Annotated in this window: 11 protein-coding genes; 6 read left to right on the forward strand and 5 right to left on the reverse strand. The window is 45.9% G+C overall.

The window, feature by feature from the left end; genetic code table 11:
- Positions 1-22: 22 nt before the first annotated feature.
- The 3 genes from NBH01_RS23895 to NBH01_RS23905 are packed head-to-tail and all read right to left on the reverse strand — an operon-like array spanning position 23 to position 5,327.
- Positions 23-991, reverse strand: coding sequence for a polysaccharide deacetylase family protein (locus NBH01_RS23895; protein ID WP_196068931.1), 969 nt, complete (start codon positions 989-991; stop codon positions 23-25).
- Between the two features lie 12 nt (positions 992-1,003).
- Complete coding sequence (locus NBH01_RS23900; protein WP_196068930.1) at positions 1,004-2,302, reverse strand: rhamnogalacturonidase; 1,299 nt, start codon at positions 2,300-2,302, stop codon at positions 1,004-1,006.
- A gap of 43 nt (positions 2,303-2,345) precedes the next feature.
- Positions 2,346-5,327: a beta-galactosidase gene (locus tag NBH01_RS23905; RefSeq protein WP_225679244.1), complete on the reverse strand. Its 2,982-nt coding sequence runs from the start codon at positions 5,325-5,327 to the stop codon at positions 2,346-2,348.
- Positions 5,328-5,569: 242 nt separating this feature from the next.
- On the opposite strand from NBH01_RS23905, the gene NBH01_RS23910 reads away from it, so the two are divergent.
- The 6 genes from NBH01_RS23910 to NBH01_RS23935 all read left to right on the forward strand — a co-directional run bounded on the left by NBH01_RS23910 (position 5,570) and on the right by NBH01_RS23935 (position 16,174).
- Positions 5,570-8,446 (forward strand): exo-beta-1,4-galactosidase, encoded by a 2,877-nt coding sequence (locus NBH01_RS23910; RefSeq protein ID WP_196068929.1) that lies wholly within the window; start codon positions 5,570-5,572, stop codon positions 8,444-8,446.
- Positions 8,447-8,463: 17 nt separating this feature from the next.
- On the forward strand, positions 8,464-9,702 hold the full coding sequence (locus NBH01_RS23915) for a rhamnogalacturonan acetylesterase (protein WP_055216702.1): 1,239 nt from the start codon (positions 8,464-8,466) through the stop codon (positions 9,700-9,702).
- 24 nt (positions 9,703-9,726) lie between these two features.
- On the forward strand, positions 9,727-11,247 hold the full coding sequence (locus NBH01_RS23920) for a glycoside hydrolase family 28 protein (RefSeq protein WP_196068928.1): 1,521 nt from the start codon (positions 9,727-9,729) through the stop codon (positions 11,245-11,247).
- Positions 11,198-11,788, forward strand: coding sequence for a DUF4450 domain-containing protein (locus NBH01_RS23925; RefSeq protein ID WP_225693802.1), 591 nt, complete (start codon positions 11,198-11,200; stop codon positions 11,786-11,788). Before NBH01_RS23920 ends, NBH01_RS23925 begins: the two co-directional genes overlap by 50 nt.
- A 208-nt stretch (positions 11,789-11,996) precedes the next feature.
- Positions 11,997-13,400 carry a rhamnogalacturonidase gene (locus NBH01_RS23930; RefSeq protein WP_234134321.1) on the forward strand — a complete coding sequence of 468 codons (1,404 nt, stop codon included), beginning with the start codon at positions 11,997-11,999 and terminating at the stop codon, positions 13,398-13,400.
- Complete coding sequence (locus NBH01_RS23935) at positions 13,400-16,174, forward strand: alpha-L-rhamnosidase (RefSeq protein WP_234134322.1); 2,775 nt, start codon at positions 13,400-13,402, stop codon at positions 16,172-16,174. Before NBH01_RS23930 ends, NBH01_RS23935 begins: the two co-directional genes overlap by 1 nt.
- Positions 16,175-16,498: 324 nt before the next feature.
- On the opposite strand, the gene NBH01_RS23940 is transcribed toward NBH01_RS23935, so the two are convergent.
- Together NBH01_RS23940 and NBH01_RS23945 are read right to left on the reverse strand one after the other, a co-directional pair.
- A complete protein-coding gene (locus NBH01_RS23940) occupies positions 16,499-17,179 on the reverse strand; it encodes an epoxyqueuosine reductase (protein ID WP_234134323.1) in 681 nt (226 codons plus the stop codon).
- Entirely contained in the window at positions 17,176-18,303 is a 1,128-nt protein-coding gene (locus NBH01_RS23945) for a GyrI-like domain-containing protein (RefSeq protein ID WP_032840598.1), read from the reverse strand. Before NBH01_RS23945 ends, NBH01_RS23940 begins: the two co-directional genes overlap by 4 nt.
- Positions 18,304-18,859 lie beyond the last annotated feature (556 nt).

Here is an 18,859-nt window from a genome sequence, read left to right on the forward strand (position 1 = left end):
ATTAAAATTTGTCCAATCAATTTTATTTTTGAATTTTCAGTGTCACCTTAATCATACCGCCATACGGGTCGAAATCGAAAAGAACTTTATCGTCAGTGATCTGTACCGGCAATTTTCTTTTTCCTTGTTTCACAGTCACTTTCTTTATTTCCTTACCGGTAATCACCATTGTCAACGGTTCAACGAACAGTTCCTGATCCAATTTAAGTTCCGGAGTAATCAACAAGGTATTCTTTTTATTCACAACTTCCAGTCTAGTTTCCTCCCTTTCCTTGATATAAGAAGCCACTTCACGAAAGGTTCCTACCCATATTTCATTCTCTCTCGCTTTTACTTGATCCAGATGATCCCACAAACGTTGAGGATTGCGGAAAGCATCATAGCCATAGGTTAAACCGTGTGTCATTCCTACTCCCCAGTCATTGGTTTCAATCAAGGTATTCACCCATTTCTCCAAATCCTGCAGAGTCGATTTACTTCCAATCGAACGCTGGTGAGTTCTTGTCCCCACACGATTCTGTACGGCAATTCTCCGTCCTTCCGCTTTTTTATTATTATTGGGATAGCAGAAAGTACGGGGCATTACACCTGTATTGGCAAATATAGCACTATCATTCTTAAAAATATCCTCTTTTATCTCTTCGATAGGAAAACGTGCAAAGTTTTTATGCGCCCAACCGTGATTGGAAATCTCATGACCATTATCAGACATTTCCCTAAGTTGAGGCCAGGTCATTCGTGTAGTGTCGGTAATGTTCTCGTTATCCTTATTTATATTGGAACCACATATCCAGAATGTTCCCCGGAAACCTCTCTTTTCCAGTTGGGGAACAAGAAGTGTATAATGTTCTGCCAGGCCATCATCAAAAGTATAGCTGATAGCACAAGCCTTATCCTGTTTATATCTGGCAATTTGTACATTCCAGTCTGCACCAGACAAATAGTTTACACTGATTAATAAACTTAAGATAAAGAGTGAAAATGTCTTCATCGTTCTGTCGTTTTATTGGTTTATCTTCACATTATGCATCGTAAATGAATCGATTATACTCTGATCCACTTTTCCTTTCTTAGCCCGCACTGTGAGATTCTCAAAACAGAAATCTGACAATTTATATTGATCAGACTTCTTAACATTAAAGAATACATTACAATCAATGTCTATATTGCGCATCGTAATGTTATTAGAATAAGAAAGGGGAGTATCTTTACGATCTTTCAAATCGTAAAACTGCGTCCAAGGAGCTATATTCAGACAATTCTGTACATTCCCTGTTATATCCTCTACCAGAATATACTCATATTTTTGCGGTGTATCCGGGCGCATCTTTAGAGTTAGAAGAGCACGTGCTCTATCTACCTTACAACGGTGGACAATCACATTCCGGCTAAGGATAGACTCACTACCACAAGTAAAGGCGCTATGACAGAATCCGTAGGTACAGTCTTCAATAATAATATCATAGTTTTCTCCATTATTGGCATCTTTATCTGCCCAAGGTCCTTTTCCCCCTTTCAGCGCTACCGCATCATCATTGACAGACATATAACAATTCTTTATCAGCACATTATTACAAACATCAAGGTCCACTGCATCCGTACTAGGAGCTTTTACGGGACTGGCAGGCGAAGTAATGCGAAGATTCAACAACTTCAAAAAACTGCATTTATAGAAATGAGTGCTCCAGAAAGGAGAATTCATAATTCTGATTCCCTCAATCTGAGCATTCTTACAGTTGGACAAATAAATAATGCGAGGACGCATTTCTTCCATATTGGTGCAATCCGGATTTATAGAACGCCGTAACCAAAATGACTTCCAGTACCGAAGCCCGTTTCCATTCAATGTTCCCTTTCCGGAAATTGTAAATCCATCCAGTCCGTCTGCATTTACCAAAGCCATGAAGTACTTTAAAGTCTGTCCCTCCATACGGGTCATTTTCACCGGAAAATGACTAATATCATCGCTTCCCTTTAATACTGCATCTTCTTCCAGATGTAAATGAGTATTGTTTTTAAAGAAAAGTGATCCGCTTAAGAAAGTACCTTTGGGAATAACTATAACTCCACCCCCATTCCGGGCAGCCAGATCAATTACTCCCTGTATCTTCTTTGTCTGCACCACCGTACTGTCGTTCGCTACTCCATAATCGGTTATGCTATATTTCTTTCCTAAAGCATTCACATTCACTTCCTTGTTTTCCCTGAACCATTCAGGGATTGCCTTGCCATCAGGAAAAACCTCCTGAGCCACTATTTGTGTACAACACAAAATCAATACTAATCCTACAATTTGTTTCATCACCTATTTATCTTTTTACACTTATCTATTATTAATCAATACCTTACATTGAAAACACCAGTACTCCTGCGGTTGGGATCTCTTCAGTTCCTACCAGCACCTTACTTCCCTCCGGTATGTCGAATGTATAAGAACGATCTGAATAATTCAGCACAATCCCCAGCCCGTTCCGGTATTCCACCGTTATTCCATAAGGCAAATCCATCACAGGAATCTGTAGCTGTGCATATAATTTCTTCAAGATATCCTTTTCCAACGCACCATTGTGGCTGTCAACTCCGACATATGTAACAGTGCCTTTACCCAGTTTTCGGAACGTGACAGCAGGACCACCTTCATAGAATTCATTGGCATACGTCGCCCAAACCTGCGAATCAGATGCGGGAATCAGTATTTCTCCCCATGTATTCCACTCATATTGCTTTCCATTCATGACAACAGTACCCGGATCTTCCGGTAACAGCAGATCATAAAAGTTCATTTCATTTCCCGTCAGAGGTGTGATCATAGAACCGAAAGGAGCTTCCGGCAAACGGCCATAACGGTCTTTCTGTGCTGTACGGCAGGTCAACACAAGATTACCACCATTTTTCACATAGGCAATCCATTTATTTACTAATTCCTTATCAGCCAGTTGGTAAGCAGGAGCTATCACCACAGGATACTCCGTCAACTCCTTCTGTTCGGAGACAAAATCAACGGGAGCACCAAATGACTTCAAAGTCCGGTAATACTTCTCTATATGTGCAAAAGTATCCCATGTACGGTTCTGTTTCTGCCGCTCGATGCTCCAGGAATTCTCGTGGTTGAAAAGGATAGCGGTACGACGTGCCAGATAGTCGGCAGGCTTCGTTTCGCGCGGAGCATAATGTTTCCGGAGTTCTCTTATCTCTTTTATAAAGGTTTCATATTCCCTTCCGCCGGGAGTGACGGTTACGCCGTCCGTTCCTACTATCCCATAATGATACTGCTCTGTGCCGTACAGCGGCTGGCGATAGCGATACGTACAGATAAAATCGCTTCCACCGGCAAATACACTCCACATCCACAGACGGACAGCTCCCGGAAGCGGTTGCGGATTAATGCTCCCCCAATTCACTTGTCCCGGTTGCAACTCCATCACGCCATACGTACCCTGTATAGGACGGAAGAAGTCATTCGCCCATGCAATACGCAACGGATTTCCTACCCGATATCCACGGCGTCCGATACCTTCGTTATCGCCATACACCATATAGCGTGTATAACTCTGGAAATCGAGTGCAGGACTACCGCCGATATGTCCTTCATCATAGTTGGGGATATAGTTGGTAGTAATCCACTGGTTCTTTGCATATTTTCTGATCAGCAGACATTGTTCATTCAGAAAATCATTGGTCTGCGCAGCGGCAAAACGACGATAATCCAGAATCTGATGATGATTCATAAACATCTGGACACGCTTAGGAAGAGTGATTTCATCAAAAGACGAATAAGCCTCACTCCAAAAAGCGGTTCCCCACGCGTCGTTCAGCAACTGAATGTTGTGATTGTATTTTGCACGGAGATAATCACGGAAAGCCTGTTCCGCTTTCGGATTATAGTCGAACTGTACGGCAGGTTCATTGTCGAGTTGCCATCCGACAATACGGGAATCATTGCCATAATGCTGTGCCAGTTTCTCGATCATCTTATACGATAATTCCCGATAGAGCGGCGATGCAAATGAGGCATGCTGGCGGGCACCGTGATCGAGAACCGTACCATCTTCATTCTTCAACAGGATTTCGGGATACTTCCGGCTCATCCACACCGGGGGTGTGGCAGTCGAAGTACACATAATGACTTTCAGATCATATTTGGCAGCAAGAGCTACTGCTTTATCCAGCCAGGCAAAATCGTATCGTCCTTCTTCCGGCTCCAGCTGCGCCCATGCAAACTCCGCAAAGTGAGTAAACTCAAATCCCAGTTCATGCATCCTCTTGAAATCACGTTCCCACTGACTTTCATCCCAGTGTTCGGGATAATAATAAACTCCTGTCAATGTCAGGTCCTTATCGTTGAACCAGGAAGAAGTTTGTGCTTTTACAGATTGATGCTTCCGGTCATCTACCAGAGACTCTACGACGGAAGCATCTACCGCAAAGGCAGTCCCGTGGCGGATTCCCTTCGGAAACGAAACCTGATCGGATACATCTTCCCACGTTTCACCATGATCCAGCGAACGGACAGCTCCGTAACGATGATCACGATACTTATCAAAATACACATAAAGCGCATCACCCACAAAAAGAGGTGCCGGTCCTTCCGCCCAATATTTTCCGGTAATCGGGGCGGATACCTTTGTCGGAAAACCTTTGGCAATATTCTTCGTGCGTGTCACACGCAGGTTTTTCTCCGGAGGATTGGAGTTCTCGTTCTTGACGACCATGATCAGATCTCCCTGTGTCGGATCTTTCACGATAGCCGCGTCGATCACACTGAAATCGGGATTGAAAAACATCTTCGTCTTTGAGAAAGTACGAAAATCCTTCGTTGTAACATAGTACATACGATGGTTCAGCCCTTTTTCGCTTTCGCTGGTAGGCACTTCCTTGTGGCGTCCGGGGATGGTGGTCGCCCAAAAAATGTAATATGTTTCCGAAGGTTCGTCATAAAAGAGTTCCGGCGCCCAACAATTATGAGCTTCCGGCTCGTGCATCATCACGGGAATAGCCTGTTGCTCACTCCAATGAATCAAATCACGGGAAGAAGCATATCCAATGATCCGGTCCGTCCAACTGGAAGTCCAGACCATGTGAAATGTTCCGTCGGGAGCTTGGCATATACTGGGATCACGCATCAATTTATCTTTACCGACAGACGGAGTCAAAAAAGAGCGTCCGCCGTTCAAAGGAGTCCAGTTCAGCCCATCATAACTGTAGGCAAGATGCAGACCGTCCTTGCTGTCATTGATAAAATAAGAAAAGAGATAAGCAGTCTCACCTGCAAAGATTGTCATTACCGACCAAAGAGTTAAAGCCATCCAGGCAAATACTTTTTTCATGGTTCACTTTAAGATTAAAAAGTTTACTTCGCAAAGATATGGTATCCCCCAGAATTTCAGAAATGAATGATGATGGAGATATTATCATATTCATGTAGTTTCGTACACCAACCGCCATAAAAGCCGTTTTTGATACAATATTCTATGTATCTGTACATCTTTCTATTTTATAGATTACTCAAAAGCTCTACTTTAGCAGCAGATTTTTAAACGTAGTGGAAAACATATCAATTCTACATATCATGAAACAACTTTTAGTAAGTATTGCCATTGTATTCGCCTCTGTACTGACTGTAACAGGGCAAAACCACTCTTTCAGCCTATCCGGAAAATGGAATTTCCAGATAGACCGGGAAGATGCGGGGATGAAAGAACAATGGTTCAATAAATCGCTCGACGAATCCATCAATTTACCCGGTTCCATGCCCGAAAAGCTAAAAGGGGACAATGTTACCGCACGTACCCAATGGACAGGAAGTTTATATGACAGTTCTTACTATTTCAATCCTTACATGGAGAAATACCGGATAGAAGGGCAAGTCAAATTACCTTTCTTCCTGACTCCCGACAAGCACTATGTAGGTGTCGCCTGGTATCAAAAGAAAGTGACAATTCCATCCGCCTGGAAAGGGGAAAGAATTCTCCTCTTTCTGGAACGCCCACATATTGAAACAACCGTATGGGTAAACACGAAAGAAATCGGTATGCAAAACAGCCTTTGCGTTCCTCATGTATACGACCTGACCTCGGCCGTCACTCCCGGCAAGCCGTGCCGGCTCACTATCCGGGTTGACAACCGGATTAAAGAGATCAATGTCGGTCCGGATTCACATAGCATCACCGACCAGACACAGGGCAACTGGAACGGAATCGTAGGTAAAATCGAACTGCAGACGACTCCCAAAGTCTATTTCGACGATATACAGGTATATCCTGATCTGAGTCACGGGAAAGCGCTGGTACGCATGAATGTAAAATCCTCTTCTTCTGCCAAAGGAGAAATAACACTTTCTGCCGAAAGCTTTAATACGGATACCCGCCAAAACGTCCTCCCTGTTCAACAGACCTTCCGTATTCAGGCAGGAGATAACCGGGTAGAAATGGAACTACCGATGGGAAAAGACTTCCTGACATGGGATGAGTTCAATCCGGCACTCTACAAACTGACAGCCACGCTGAACAGCGGCAAGCAGTCCGAAAAGAAACAGGTACAGTTCGGTATGCGTGATTTCAAGATAGAAGGCAAATGGTTCTACGTCAACGGACGCAAGACAATGCTCCGCGGTACAGTGGAAAACTGCGATTTCCCGCTTACAGGTTATGCGCCGATGGACGTAGCTTCCTGGGAACGGGTATTCCGCATCTGCCGCAACTACGGATTAAACCATATGCGTTTCCACTCTTTCTGTCCACCGGAAGCAGCCTTCATCGCTGCCGATCTCGTTGGTTTTTATCTGCAACCCGAAGGTCCCAGCTGGCCTAATCACGGTCCGAGACTGGGCAACGGGCAGCCGATTGACAAATATCTGATGGACGAAACCATCGCTCTGACCAAAGAATACGGCAATTACGCCTCTTACTGCATGCTGGCCTGCGGCAATGAACCTTCGGGCCGTTGGGTACCTTGGGTAAGCAAATTCGTTGATTACTGGAAAGCGACCGACCCTCGCCACGTATACACAGGAGCTTCCGTAGGTGGTAGCTGGCAATGGCAGCCCCACAATCAATATCATGTGAAAGCCGGTGCACGCGGTCTTAGCTGGGCAGGCTCGCAACCGGAAAGCATGTCCGACTACCGCGCCAAGATCGATTCCGTGAAGCAACCGTACGTCTCTCATGAGACGGGACAATGGTGTGCATTCCCGAATTTCAGCGAGATACGCAAATACACCGGAGTGAACAAGGCCAAGAACTTTGAAATCTTCCGTGATATCCTGAATGATAATCACATGGGCAGCATGGGGCACGACTTTATGATGGCTTCGGGCAAGCTTCAGGCAATCTGCTACAAACACGAAATCGAGAAAACATTGCGTACACCCGACTATGCAGGCTTCCAGTTGCTGGCACTGAACGACTATTCCGGTCAGGGAACTGCATTAGTAGGTCTTCTGGATGTCTTCTTTGAAGAAAAAGGCTATATCAACGCAGATGAGTTCAGACGTTTCTGCAGCCCGACCGTCCCGCTGGCACGTATTCCTAAATTCGTATATACCAACGACGAGACTTTCCATGCCGACATCGAAGTTTCCCATTTCGGAGCAGCCCCTCTGCAGGGAGCCAAAACGGTATACAGCATCAAGGATGAATATGGCAAAGTATACGCTCACGGCACTGTAGGCATTCAGAATATACCAGTCGGAAATCTTTGTCCGCTGGGAAGTGTAGACATGCAGCTAAGCGGAATCACTAGACCGCAGAAGCTGAATATGGAAATTCGTATCGAAGGCAGCGATACCGTCAATGACTGGGACTTCTGGGTATATCCCGCACAGGTAGAACTGACTCAGGGCAATGTTTACACCACCGATACACTGGACGCAAAGGCAATCTCCATCCTGCAAGAAGGAGGAAACGTACTGATTACGGCAGCCGGAAAAATCCAGTATGGCAAGGAAGTGAAACAATACTTCACTCCTGTCTTCTGGAATACTTCCTGGTTCAAGATGCGTCCGCCTCATACCACAGGTATCTTCCTCAACGAATATCATCCGCTTTTCCGTGAATTCCCGACCGAATATCACAGCAACCTGCAATGGTGGGAACTGCTGAACAAAGCACAGGTTATGCAGTTCACCGGTTTCCCGGCCGAATTCCAACCGACCATCCAGAGCATAGACACCTGGTTTATCAACCGGAAAATCGGAATGTTGTTCGAAGCCAACGTACTGAACGGCAAATTGATGATGACCAGCATGGACATCACTTCGAAACCGGAAAAACGGGTCGTTGCCCGCCAGATGCATAAAGCCATCCTTGACTATATGAACTCCGATGCTTTCCGCCCGACAGCGAATATCGCTCCGGAACTGATTCAGGAACTATTCACCAAAGTGGCGGGAGACGTGAAATCCTATACCAAAGATTCACCCGACGAACTAAAACCGAAAATTAATTAAACTTATTAACGACTGATATGAAAACAACATTTCTCGGACTTCTGCTGCTGACAGCAACAGCTATCAGCGCTCAGGAACAAGCCCGCACATTCCAATTGGCAGACGCCCCCCGCTACAGCGAGGAAACAGGATACGGATATGACCTTGCACCCACTCCCGAAAAAGGGAGCAAAGCACCTTTCTTCTTTTCTGTCCGCGTGCCGGACGGCAACTACAAAGTAACCGTACGTCTCGGAAGCAAGAAGCAGGCAGGCGTAACTACTGTACGAGGCGAATCACGCCGTCTCTTCATCGATAATCTGCCCACCAGGAAAGGGCAGTTCACAGACGAGACATTTATCATCAACAAACGGAATCCACGCATATCCGACAAAGAATCGGTACGCATCAAACCCCGTGAAAAGACGAAACTGAACTGGGACGACAAACTGACACTGGAATTCAACGGTGACGCCCCTGTATGTCAGAGTATCAGCATCGAACCTGCCGACCCGTCTGTAATTACCGTATTCCTGTGCGGCAACAGTACGGTAGTCGATCAGGACAACGAGCCTTGGGCCAGCTGGGGACAAATGATTCCTCACTTTTTCGGCACCGATGTCTGTATCGCCAATTATGCCGAATCCGGCGAATCGGCAAATACCTTTATCGGAGCCAAACGCCTGGCGAAGGCTTTAAGCCAGATCAAAAAGGGAGATTACCTCTTTATGGAGTTCGGCCACAACGACCAGAAGCAGAAAGGACCAGGCAAAGGGGCTTATTACTCCTTCATGACCAGTCTGAAAACATTCATTGACGAAGCGCGTGCACGCGGAGCGCATCCGGTGCTTGTCACTCCTACCCAGCGTCGTAGTTTCGACGCCAACGGACATATCCGCGACACACACGAAGACTATCCGGAAGCGATGCGCTGGCTGGCAGCCAAAGAGAATGTTCCATTGATCGATCTCAATGAAATGACACGCACCCTGTACGAGGCGCTGGGACCGGACACTTCCAAACGTGCTTTCGTCCACTATCCGGCAGGAACATATCCGGGACAGACCAGGGATTTTGCAGATAATACGCACTTTAATCCTTACGGTGCCTATCAGATCGCCCAATGCGTCATCGAAGGGATGAAGAAAGCCGTTCCCGAACTGGCGAAGCATCTGAAAATAGACCCGGCATACAATCCCGCACATCCGGACGATGTGAATACTTTCCACTGGAACGATTCACCGTTCACGGAAATAGAGAAACCGGATGGAAATTAAAAGAATCCTATACTAAAAGACTATATGAGAATTAAAAACCTCCTTCCCCTACTTCTGGCAGGCTCGTTGACGATAGCGTGCACTCCTGCCAAACAAGCCGGCAACAGCTTCGAATGGGGGCAGGTACCTCAGCAACCGGATTTATCGTGGGCAGACAGCGTAGGCAGCCGCCAACTTCCCGGAGAGAAGATGATTATATCCGCCAATTCCTTTGGCGCAGTAGCAGACAGTACCGTACTCAGCACAGAGGCCATTCAGAAAGCAATCGACAGTTGCGCTGTCTCCGGCGGAGGAACGGTGGTCCTGCAACCGGGGTATTACCAGACAGGAGCCTTGTTTGTCAAAAGCGGTGTAAACCTGCAGATTGGCAAAGGGGTGACTCTGCTTGCCAGCCCCGACATTCACCATTATCCCGAATTTCGTTCGCGTATAGCAGGGATAGAGATGACATGGCCGGCAGCAGTGATCAACATTGTCGACGAGAAGAACGCCGCCATCAGCGGAGAAGGTACACTGGACTGCCGTGGAAAAGTCTTCTGGGATAAATACTGGGAAATGAGGAAAGAATACGAAGCCAGAGGGTTACGCTGGATAGTGGATTACGACTGCAAACGTGTACGGGGAATCCTCGTCGAACGCAGTTCGGACATCACACTGAGCGGTTTCACCCTGATGCGCACGGGATTCTGGGGATGTCAGATTCTCTATTCCGACTATTGCACCATAGACGGACTGACTATCAACAATAACATCGGCGGGCACGGTCCAAGCACGGACGGCATCGACATCGACTCCTCCTGCAACATACTGATCGAGAACTGTGACGTAGACTGCAACGACGACAATATTTGTATCAAATCGGGACGGGACGCGGACGGACTGCGTGTGAACCGTCCGACAGAGAATGTGGTAGTGCGCAACTGCACAGCCCGCAAAGGAGCAGGACTGATTACCTGCGGCAGCGAAACTTCCGGCAGCATCCGCAATGTATTAGGCTATGATCTTAAAGCTGTCGGCACGTATACCGTGCTGCGACTGAAAAGTGCCATGAACCGTGGGGGAACCATTGAGAATATCTACATGACCCGTGTCAGCGCAGAAAATGTCCGTCAGGTATTGGCGGCGGACTTAAACTGGAATCCGAGTTACAGCTACAGCACTTTGCCCAAAGAATATGAAGGCAAGGAAATTCCGGAGCACTGGAAAGTGATGCTGACTCCGGTAGAACCACCCGAAAAAGGGTATCCGCGATTCCGTGACGTATACCTCTCGCAGGTAAAAGCGGAAAATGTAGATGAATTTATCTCCGCTTCGGGCTGGAATGATACATTGCGTCTGGAAAACTTCTATCTTTACGGCATCGAAGCGCAGACCAATAAACCGGGGAAAATCTGCTATACGAGAAACTTTAATCTATCGGAGATAACATTGGATGTCAAAGACAAAGATGCTATTGTATTAAAGGAAAATGAACAAAGTAATATCCACTTCGACTATGTTAAAACAACTACTGACCGTCGTACTGCTGGCAATCTGCCTCATTAACGTACAGGCGCAGCAACTGACTCCTCCCGCCGGAACTTTCCGTCTGGGTATATCGAAAGGAACCGACAGTCACTGGCTGGCCCCTCAGGAAAAAGTGAAAGGAATCGCTTTCCGGTGGAAAGCCCTGCCGGATACCCGCGGCTTCATCCTTGAAGTAGCGGTCACCTCCTTGCAGCAGGCCGACAACTTATTCTGGAGCTTCGGAGACTGTCAGCCGGACATGGATATAAATGTGTTCAGCGTAGAAGGACAAGCCTTCACCTGTTATTATGGTGAAAGTATGAAACTCCGCACCTTGCAGGCAGTCACTCCCACTGACGATATCCGTTTGAGTAACGGCCGTCAGGACAAGACTCCCCTCTTGCTTTATGAATCGGGGAAACGAACAGACCGTCCTGTCCTCGCTGGGCGCTGCCCGCTCGCAGCAAACAGTAAACTTTATTTCTGTTTCTACGAGCAAAATGCACGAGCAGATTATAATTATTTTATGTTGCCGGATCTTTTTGCAAAGATTGATGAATCTAAACATAGTAAAAAATGAATAAAACAGTAGTATCTCCATTCTCCTCCTTCGGGAAGGAGGAGTGGTCGAAGACCGAGGTGGTAGGAAAAATAATGTTTATTCCTATTTCTTTGTAAATGATAGGGTTATATATTCACCTACCACCTCCCCCTACGGGTACTCCTCCTTCCCGAAGGAGGAGAATGAAGATACTATTGATTATCATTTAGCTTAAATCCATACAAAGATGAAAAGAATATATCTACTACTCAGTCTACTGGCCGGTTGCCTGTATATGCAGGCAGCAATCTATAACGTCAGGGATTTCGGAGCAAAAGCAGACGGAAAGACGATTGATTCTCCCGCCATCAACCGTGCCATCGAAGCTGCCGCACAAGAAGGCGGAGGTACCGTATATCTGCCTGCCGGAGAATATGCCTGTTATTCCATCCGGCTGAAAAGCAACATCCATCTCTATCTGGAACAAGGCGCACGCATCATCGCCGCCTTTCCGGGAAAGGACGAAGGATACGACTCGGCGGAACCTAATGAACATAATAAATACCAGGACTTCGGTCACAGTCACTGGGAGAACTCCCTGATCTGGGGAATCGGTCTGGAAAACATCACCATCAGCGGTCCGGGACTGATCTACGGCAAAGGACTGACCCGCGAAGAAAGCCGCCTGCCGGGTGTAGGCAACAAAGCGATCAGCCTCAAGGATTGCCGGAACGTCACGTTGAAAGACTTCTCCATGCTCCATTGCGGACACTTCGCCCTGCTTGCCACCGGTGTAGAGCACCTCACCCTGCTTAATCTGAAAGTAGATACCAACCGTGACGGATTCGACATTGACTGCTGCCGCAACGTACGCATCAGCCAATGCACGGTCAACTCCCCGTGGGATGACGCCATCGTTCTGAAAGCCTCTTATGCGCTGGGACGTTTCAAAGATACGGAGAACGTTACCATCAGCGACTGCTACGTCAGCGGATTCGACAAGGGAAGCGTACTGGACGGCAGCTGGCAACTCGACGAACCACAGGCCCCCGACCATGGATACCGTACCGGACGCATCAAGCTCGGAACGGAAAGCAGCGGAGGCTTCCGCAACATCGTCCTCACCAACTGTATCTTCGAACATTGTCGGGGACTGGCGCTCGAAACCGTAGACGGCGGCCATCTGGAAGACATCGTTATCAGCAATATCACCATGAGGAATATCGTCAACGCTCCTATCTTCCTTCGCCTGGGTGCGCGCATGCGCAGTCCGGAAGGGACACCCATAGGCACCATGAAGCGTATTCTGATCAGCGACATCAATGTGTGGAACGCCGACAGCCGGTATTCTTCCATTATCAGCGGCGTGCCCGGTGCATCTATCGAAGATGTTACTTTCCGCAACATTCATATATATTATAAAGGTGGATACAGCGAAGAAGACGGCAAGCGCACTCCACCCGAACAGGAGAAAGTATATCCCGAACCCTGGATGTTCGGAACGATTCCCGCCAAAGGATTTTATATCCGTCACGCAAAGAACATAACTTTCGACGGTGTCCGCTTCCACTTTGCACAGCCGGACGGACGTCCGCTCTTTGTGACCGACGACGCAGAAAACATTGAATACTATCATACACCCCAAGAATAATGAACAAGAAACAACTGATACTCCTCTGTATGCTCGCAGCAGGTGGAAGCATACAAGCGCAACAGTGGCCGGATGCTCCGGCAGAAGCCCGTCCCGGCACCAGATGGTGGTGGCTGGGAAGCGCTGTCGATGAAAAGAACCTGACTTACAATCTGGAAGAATACGCACGTGCCGGCATGGGCGCCGTAGAAATCACTCCCATCTATGGTGTACAGGGCAATGACGCCAACGATATTCAGTTCCTTTCTCCCCGCTGGATGGAAGTCCTCAAACACACACAGGCGGAAGGAAAACGCACCGGCATCGAGATCGATATGAACACCGGAACGGGATGGCCCTTCGGAGGACCGGAAGTCAGCATCGAAGACGCGGCAAGCAAAGCCATCTTCCAGACTTATGATATAGAAGGAGGCCAGGAAATCGTGCAAGATATCAATGTGACAGACAAGAAGCAACAACCTTATTCTGTCTTAAGCCGCGTAATGGCATACGATGAAAACGGGCGCTGCATCAACCTTACTTCCCACGTCAGGAAAGACAAACTGGTATGGAAAGCCCCTGCCGGAAAATGGAAAATGATAGCGCTGTATAACAGCAAGACACGTCAGAAAGTGAAACGTGCCGCCCCCGGAGGGGAAGGATACGTAATGAACCATCTTTCCAAGACTGCCGTCAAGAACTATCTCTCCCGATTTGACCGTGCTTTCAAAAGTAGTAAGACGAGTTATCCGCATACATTCTTCAACGACTCTTACGAAGTCTATCAGGCAGACTGGACAGAAGACTTTCTGGATCAGTTCGCCCGCAGACGGGGATATAAGCTGGAAGAACATTTTCCGGAGTTTCTGGATGAAAGCCGTCCGGAAGTCAGCCGCCGCATCGTATCCGACTATCGGGAGACGATCTCCGACTTATTACTGGAGAACTTCACCCGTCAATGGACGGACTGGGCACACAAGAATGGCAGCATCACCCGTAATCAGGCACACGGATCGCCTGCCAACCTGATCGATGTCTACGCAGCCGTAGACATCCCCGAATGTGAAGGATTCGGTTTGTCCCAATTTCATATCAAAGGATTACGTCAGGATTCATTAACCAAAAAGAATGATTCGGACTTGTCGATGCTGAAATATGCCTCTTCTGCCGCACATATCGCCGGGAAGCCTTATACTTCTACCGAAACATTTACCTGGCTGACGGAGCATTTCCGCACTTCTTTGTCGCAATGCAAACCGGATATGGATCTAATGTTCGTCTCCGGCATTAATCATATGTTCTTTCACGGCACTCCCTATTCGCCGAAAGAAGCCGAATGGCCGGGATGGTTATTTTACGCCTCTATCAATATGAACCCGACGAACAGCATCTGGCACGATGCCCCTTCGTTCTTCGATTATATCACCCGTTGCCAGAGTTTCCTGCAAATGGGTAAACCGGATAATGATTTCCTTATTTATCTGCCTGTCTATGATATGTGGGATGAGCAACCAGGACGTTTGCTGCTATTCAGCATTCATCACATGGCCAAGCTCGCCCCGAAATTTATTGATGCCATCCACCGTATCAATAACAGCGGATATGACGGAGACTATATCTCGGACAACTTTATCCGCAGCACCCGTTTCAAAGACGGACAGTTAATCACTTCGGGCGGAACCGGTTACAAAGCACTGGTCGTACCCGCCGCCCATTTGATGCCGAATGACGTTCTGGCTCATCTGCTGAAACTGGCACAACAGGGAGCCACGATCGTATTCCTCGAAAACTATCCGACGGACGTACCGGGATACGGTCAACTGGAACAGAAGCGCAAGACTTATCAGCAGACGCTGCAAAAGTTACCTTCCGTTTCATTCTCCGAAACAACGGTTACTCCGGTAGGCAAAGGTAAGATTATTACAGGTACGGATTATGCACGTACTTTGGCAAGTTGTAATATTCCTCAGGAAGAAATGAAAACCAAGTTCGGACTGCAAGCCATCCGCAGAGTGAACGATAGCGGGCACCATTACTTTATCTCTTCTCTTCAAGATAAAGGAGTGAATGATTGGGTAACACTGGGAACCAAAGCCAAAGCTGCCGCCCTCTTCAATCCCATGACAGGCGAATGCGGAGAAGCAAAGGTACGCCAGGCCGGAGAACAAACACAAGTCTACCTCCAACTGAAATCCGGCGAATCGGTGATTTTGCAGACTTATCAACAGCCGCTGGAAGCTGCCCGGCCCTGGAACTATATTCAGGAACAACCGTTCAGCCTCAGCCTGGATCATGGCTGGAAACTACACTTCGCCGAAAGCGAACCGAAGATAAAGGGTACGTTCGACATCGACCGCCCTTGCTCATGGACAGGCATCGACCATCCGGCAGCCAAGATTAACATGGGCAGCGGTGTTTATTCATTGGATATCGAATTGCCCGCTCTGCAAGCCGATGACTGGGTACTCGACTTGGGAGACGTACGCGAAAGTGCCCGTGTCCGGATCAACGGACAAGAAGCGGGCTGCGCATGGGCAGTACCTTACCAGCTACGAGTAGGTCATCTGCTGAAATCAGGAAAAAACCACATCGAGATAGAAGTCACTAACCTCCCTGCCAACCGAATATCTGAACTGGACAGGCAGGGAGTGCAGTGGCGCAAATTTAAAGAGATCAATATTGTCGATCTGAATTATCGTCCGGCCAACTATGGTCACTGGGCTCCCATGCCTTCGGGACTAAATAGCGAGGTCCGGCTGATTCCGGTAGATTATTTATCTTTCAAGACACACTAAAGTTATTATTTAAATCTACTTTCAGTTCAAGATAAGGCAATATAGTTCGGGGCTGACTAAAAAGTCAGTAGTACCTCCAATTCCCCTCCTTCGGGAAGGAGGGGTGCCCGTAGGGCGGGGTGGTAGGTAAAATAAGGTTGTATCTAATTTGCTATGAATAAAAGCATTGCGTGTTTACCTACCACCTCCCCCTACGGGTACTCCTCCTTCCCGAAGGAGGAGAGTTGTGATAGAACCGACTTTTTAGTCAGCCTCTTTTCAGCCTGTTATTTTAATCTATACTTGTTATTTTAATCTATAAATGAAATAGTCAGGCTAGTTCTTCTATGGCTGTAAAAGCCTGCTTTTAAAGTTTACGTATTTCTGCGTCCAAGGACAATGCACAAGACATTTCAAACAGGTACTGCATCCATATACATCAATTATATCATCTCTTGAGATTGTTGTATTCCAGGTGGTTCCTTTCAATACTTTTCTTTCGCATATATCCCTACAAATATTACAATTACCACACTTCGGGAAAATAGGGGCATACGGTACAGTTTCTAACGGTGCATCAGTTAAAACAGTACCAAGACATTGCGCTGCACCATATTCAGGAGTAATAAACAGATTGTTTTTCCCAATCCATCCTAATCCACTAAGTTGCGCTACTGTTTTGTGAGGTAAAACCGACTCCTTCGTTTCAAAATTAAACACACCTTCTGCCAAAAGTCCCGCATCAGATTGTGAAAGAGCTTTATACCCTTTGCTGACAAGAAATTCAGCTAACTCGTCTGTTACTTCTCCCACTCTATTTTCAGTTTTTACATACTCATCTTCAAGAACAGGTTTATAATCAGGATTATTAAATACATCTTTTACAAACTTCGGATTTATTGCGATTCCTATTAATATAGCACATGGCAAACCTCTATTCTGCTTATTGGTCAACTTGGATATATCTACGAAATGAACAAAACCTACCCTTGACTTTTTCAATTCATTCTCTACTTCTTTATTCATATTTCTTTCTTTTTGACAGGGATATAAATATCTGTGATTAGTTCCGAAACCGGAGTTTTTTCGGGTGTATTGATATAAGTCTCAAAAGTAAATGGGTCTCGCAAGCTATAATCATTTGCAGGTAGCCAGTCAAGATAAATATAACGATATACCCTATTCAGTTCATGGTATAATCCTTTAAAACGAAATATAGCATATTCACCCGCAGGAACTTCATAAACACCGAACCCCTTCGGAATTTTAAATGATTGTGGTAATGTTACTCCAACCATAAAACGACTTTGTTCTTCAAGCGTGATAAAAGGATAATCAAGAGTCATGCTTACATATTTACATCCTTTTGATAATAATCCATAGCTTTCAGAAAATTGTAGCACCTGTTTCCATAAAACTGAAAAACTATGGCTGACATGATGTGTTCTCTCTAATTTTAAATATGCAATCCGTGTATGAGGCACTCTTTCAATACTTGGTTCAATCTGTATTGGATTCTTACCTTCAGAACAAGCATTTGAATGTCTTTTACGAAATTCAGGTATAGAGCAATTAAAATAGTTTTTGAATGCCCTTGAAAGCGTATGTTTATTCTGATAATTGATTTGACTAAGAATTTCGGAGACACTTACATTGGTGGATATTAACTTAAAAGCAATGTACTCCAATCTTAATCGTTGGATGTAATTCCCAAGGCTATCACCGCAAACTGCTTTAAAAAGTCGGCGGAAATGATACTTGGAAATGCATACAATTTGGGATAACTTTTCAGAATCAAGGTCATCAAATAAATGACAATTGATATATTCTTGAACTCTGATCACCAATTCATATTGTATGTGAGCGGTATTAATTTTTTGCTTCCATCTTTTAATTTCAGGTAACCGTCTGGACATAATTTCTCTCAACTCCGACGAAGTATGGCGTATGCCGACCTCTTTATAGTATTCTTCGGGAAAAAGTCCCCAAAGGTAGATAAGATAATCCATTGAGAAGTCATACAGTTTAACTCCATTTTTCAGACAGTAATCACAATATTCCTCATTTTGGTCTACCTTCAGATTGGTATAATCAATATCCAAAGGTATCCCGCAAGTCTGGCAATATTTTGTTTCAGAATTGATGTTCATAAGTTTTTTATTATTGAGTGCAAAGTTAACCAATATGTTATGCAAAAAGTTACCATAAATAGCCTTCTTTCGTTTTAATTTGCTTTTTATTGGTTCTGCATATCTCCCCATGTAATTTGAATGCGTTTTTGCTCTCATGCTCTAACAATTTGCCTGTATCCCTTTATTCATCGTTGTTTCAGGTATGGTAGCAAGTGTGGTAGCAGGTATGAGAGCAAACGTTTGCTCTCATACCTGTCTTGTATCTATGTTGTCAATTCCATCCTGATTCTTCTCGTACAAACTGCAATTTCCAATTCAAAATCACGGTTGTTTCAGATAGTTTCAAGCGCTTGGAACTCTAGTTTCAAGCATTGAAACCATTAGTTCCAAGCCTTGAAACAAAAGTTTCAGACGCTTGAAACTATCTGAAACTACTGTCGATTGGGATTACTTTGTACTTCCCTAATAATGGTTGACTTGTTTATCTCTAATAGCTGCTATGTGTTGACTAGAAATATTACTAACCCTGGCAGCTGTTTACTTTATTATTTATTATTCCTGCCTCCGGTTTACT

The organism is Bacteroides sp. B1-V-101, assembly GCF_023656585.1.
GTDB lineage: Bacteria > Bacteroidota > Bacteroidia > Bacteroidales > Bacteroidaceae > Bacteroides > Bacteroides thetaiotaomicron.

Excerpts from the sequence above, each read along its gene's own strand:
- NBH01_RS23915 (WP_055216702.1), top strand. The coding sequence starts at position 8,464 with ATGAAAACAACATTTCTCGGACTTCTGCTGCTGACAGCAACAGCTATC.
- NBH01_RS23910 (WP_196068929.1), top strand. The coding sequence starts at position 5,570 with ATGAAACAACTTTTAGTAAGTATTGCCATTGTATTCGCCTCTGTACTG.
- NBH01_RS23895 (WP_196068931.1), bottom strand. The coding sequence starts at position 991 with ATGAAGACATTTTCACTCTTTATCTTAAGTTTATTAATCAGTGTAAAC.
- NBH01_RS23930 (WP_234134321.1), top strand. The coding sequence starts at position 11,997 with ATGAAAAGAATATATCTACTACTCAGTCTACTGGCCGGTTGCCTGTAT.
- NBH01_RS23935 (WP_234134322.1), top strand. The coding sequence starts at position 13,400 with ATGAACAAGAAACAACTGATACTCCTCTGTATGCTCGCAGCAGGTGGA.
- NBH01_RS23900 (WP_196068930.1), bottom strand. The coding sequence starts at position 2,302 with ATGAAACAAATTGTAGGATTAGTATTGATTTTGTGTTGTACACAAATA.
- NBH01_RS23920 (WP_196068928.1), top strand. The coding sequence starts at position 9,727 with ATGAGAATTAAAAACCTCCTTCCCCTACTTCTGGCAGGCTCGTTGACG.
- NBH01_RS23925 (WP_225693802.1), top strand. The coding sequence starts at position 11,198 with ATGTTAAAACAACTACTGACCGTCGTACTGCTGGCAATCTGCCTCATT.
- NBH01_RS23905 (WP_225679244.1), bottom strand. The coding sequence starts at position 5,327 with ATGAAAAAAGTATTTGCCTGGATGGCTTTAACTCTTTGGTCGGTAATG.
- NBH01_RS23945 (WP_032840598.1), bottom strand. The coding sequence starts at position 18,303 with ATGAACATCAATTCTGAAACAAAATATTGCCAGACTTGCGGGATACCT.
- NBH01_RS23940 (WP_234134323.1), bottom strand. The coding sequence starts at position 17,179 with ATGAATAAAGAAGTAGAGAATGAATTGAAAAAGTCAAGGGTAGGTTTT.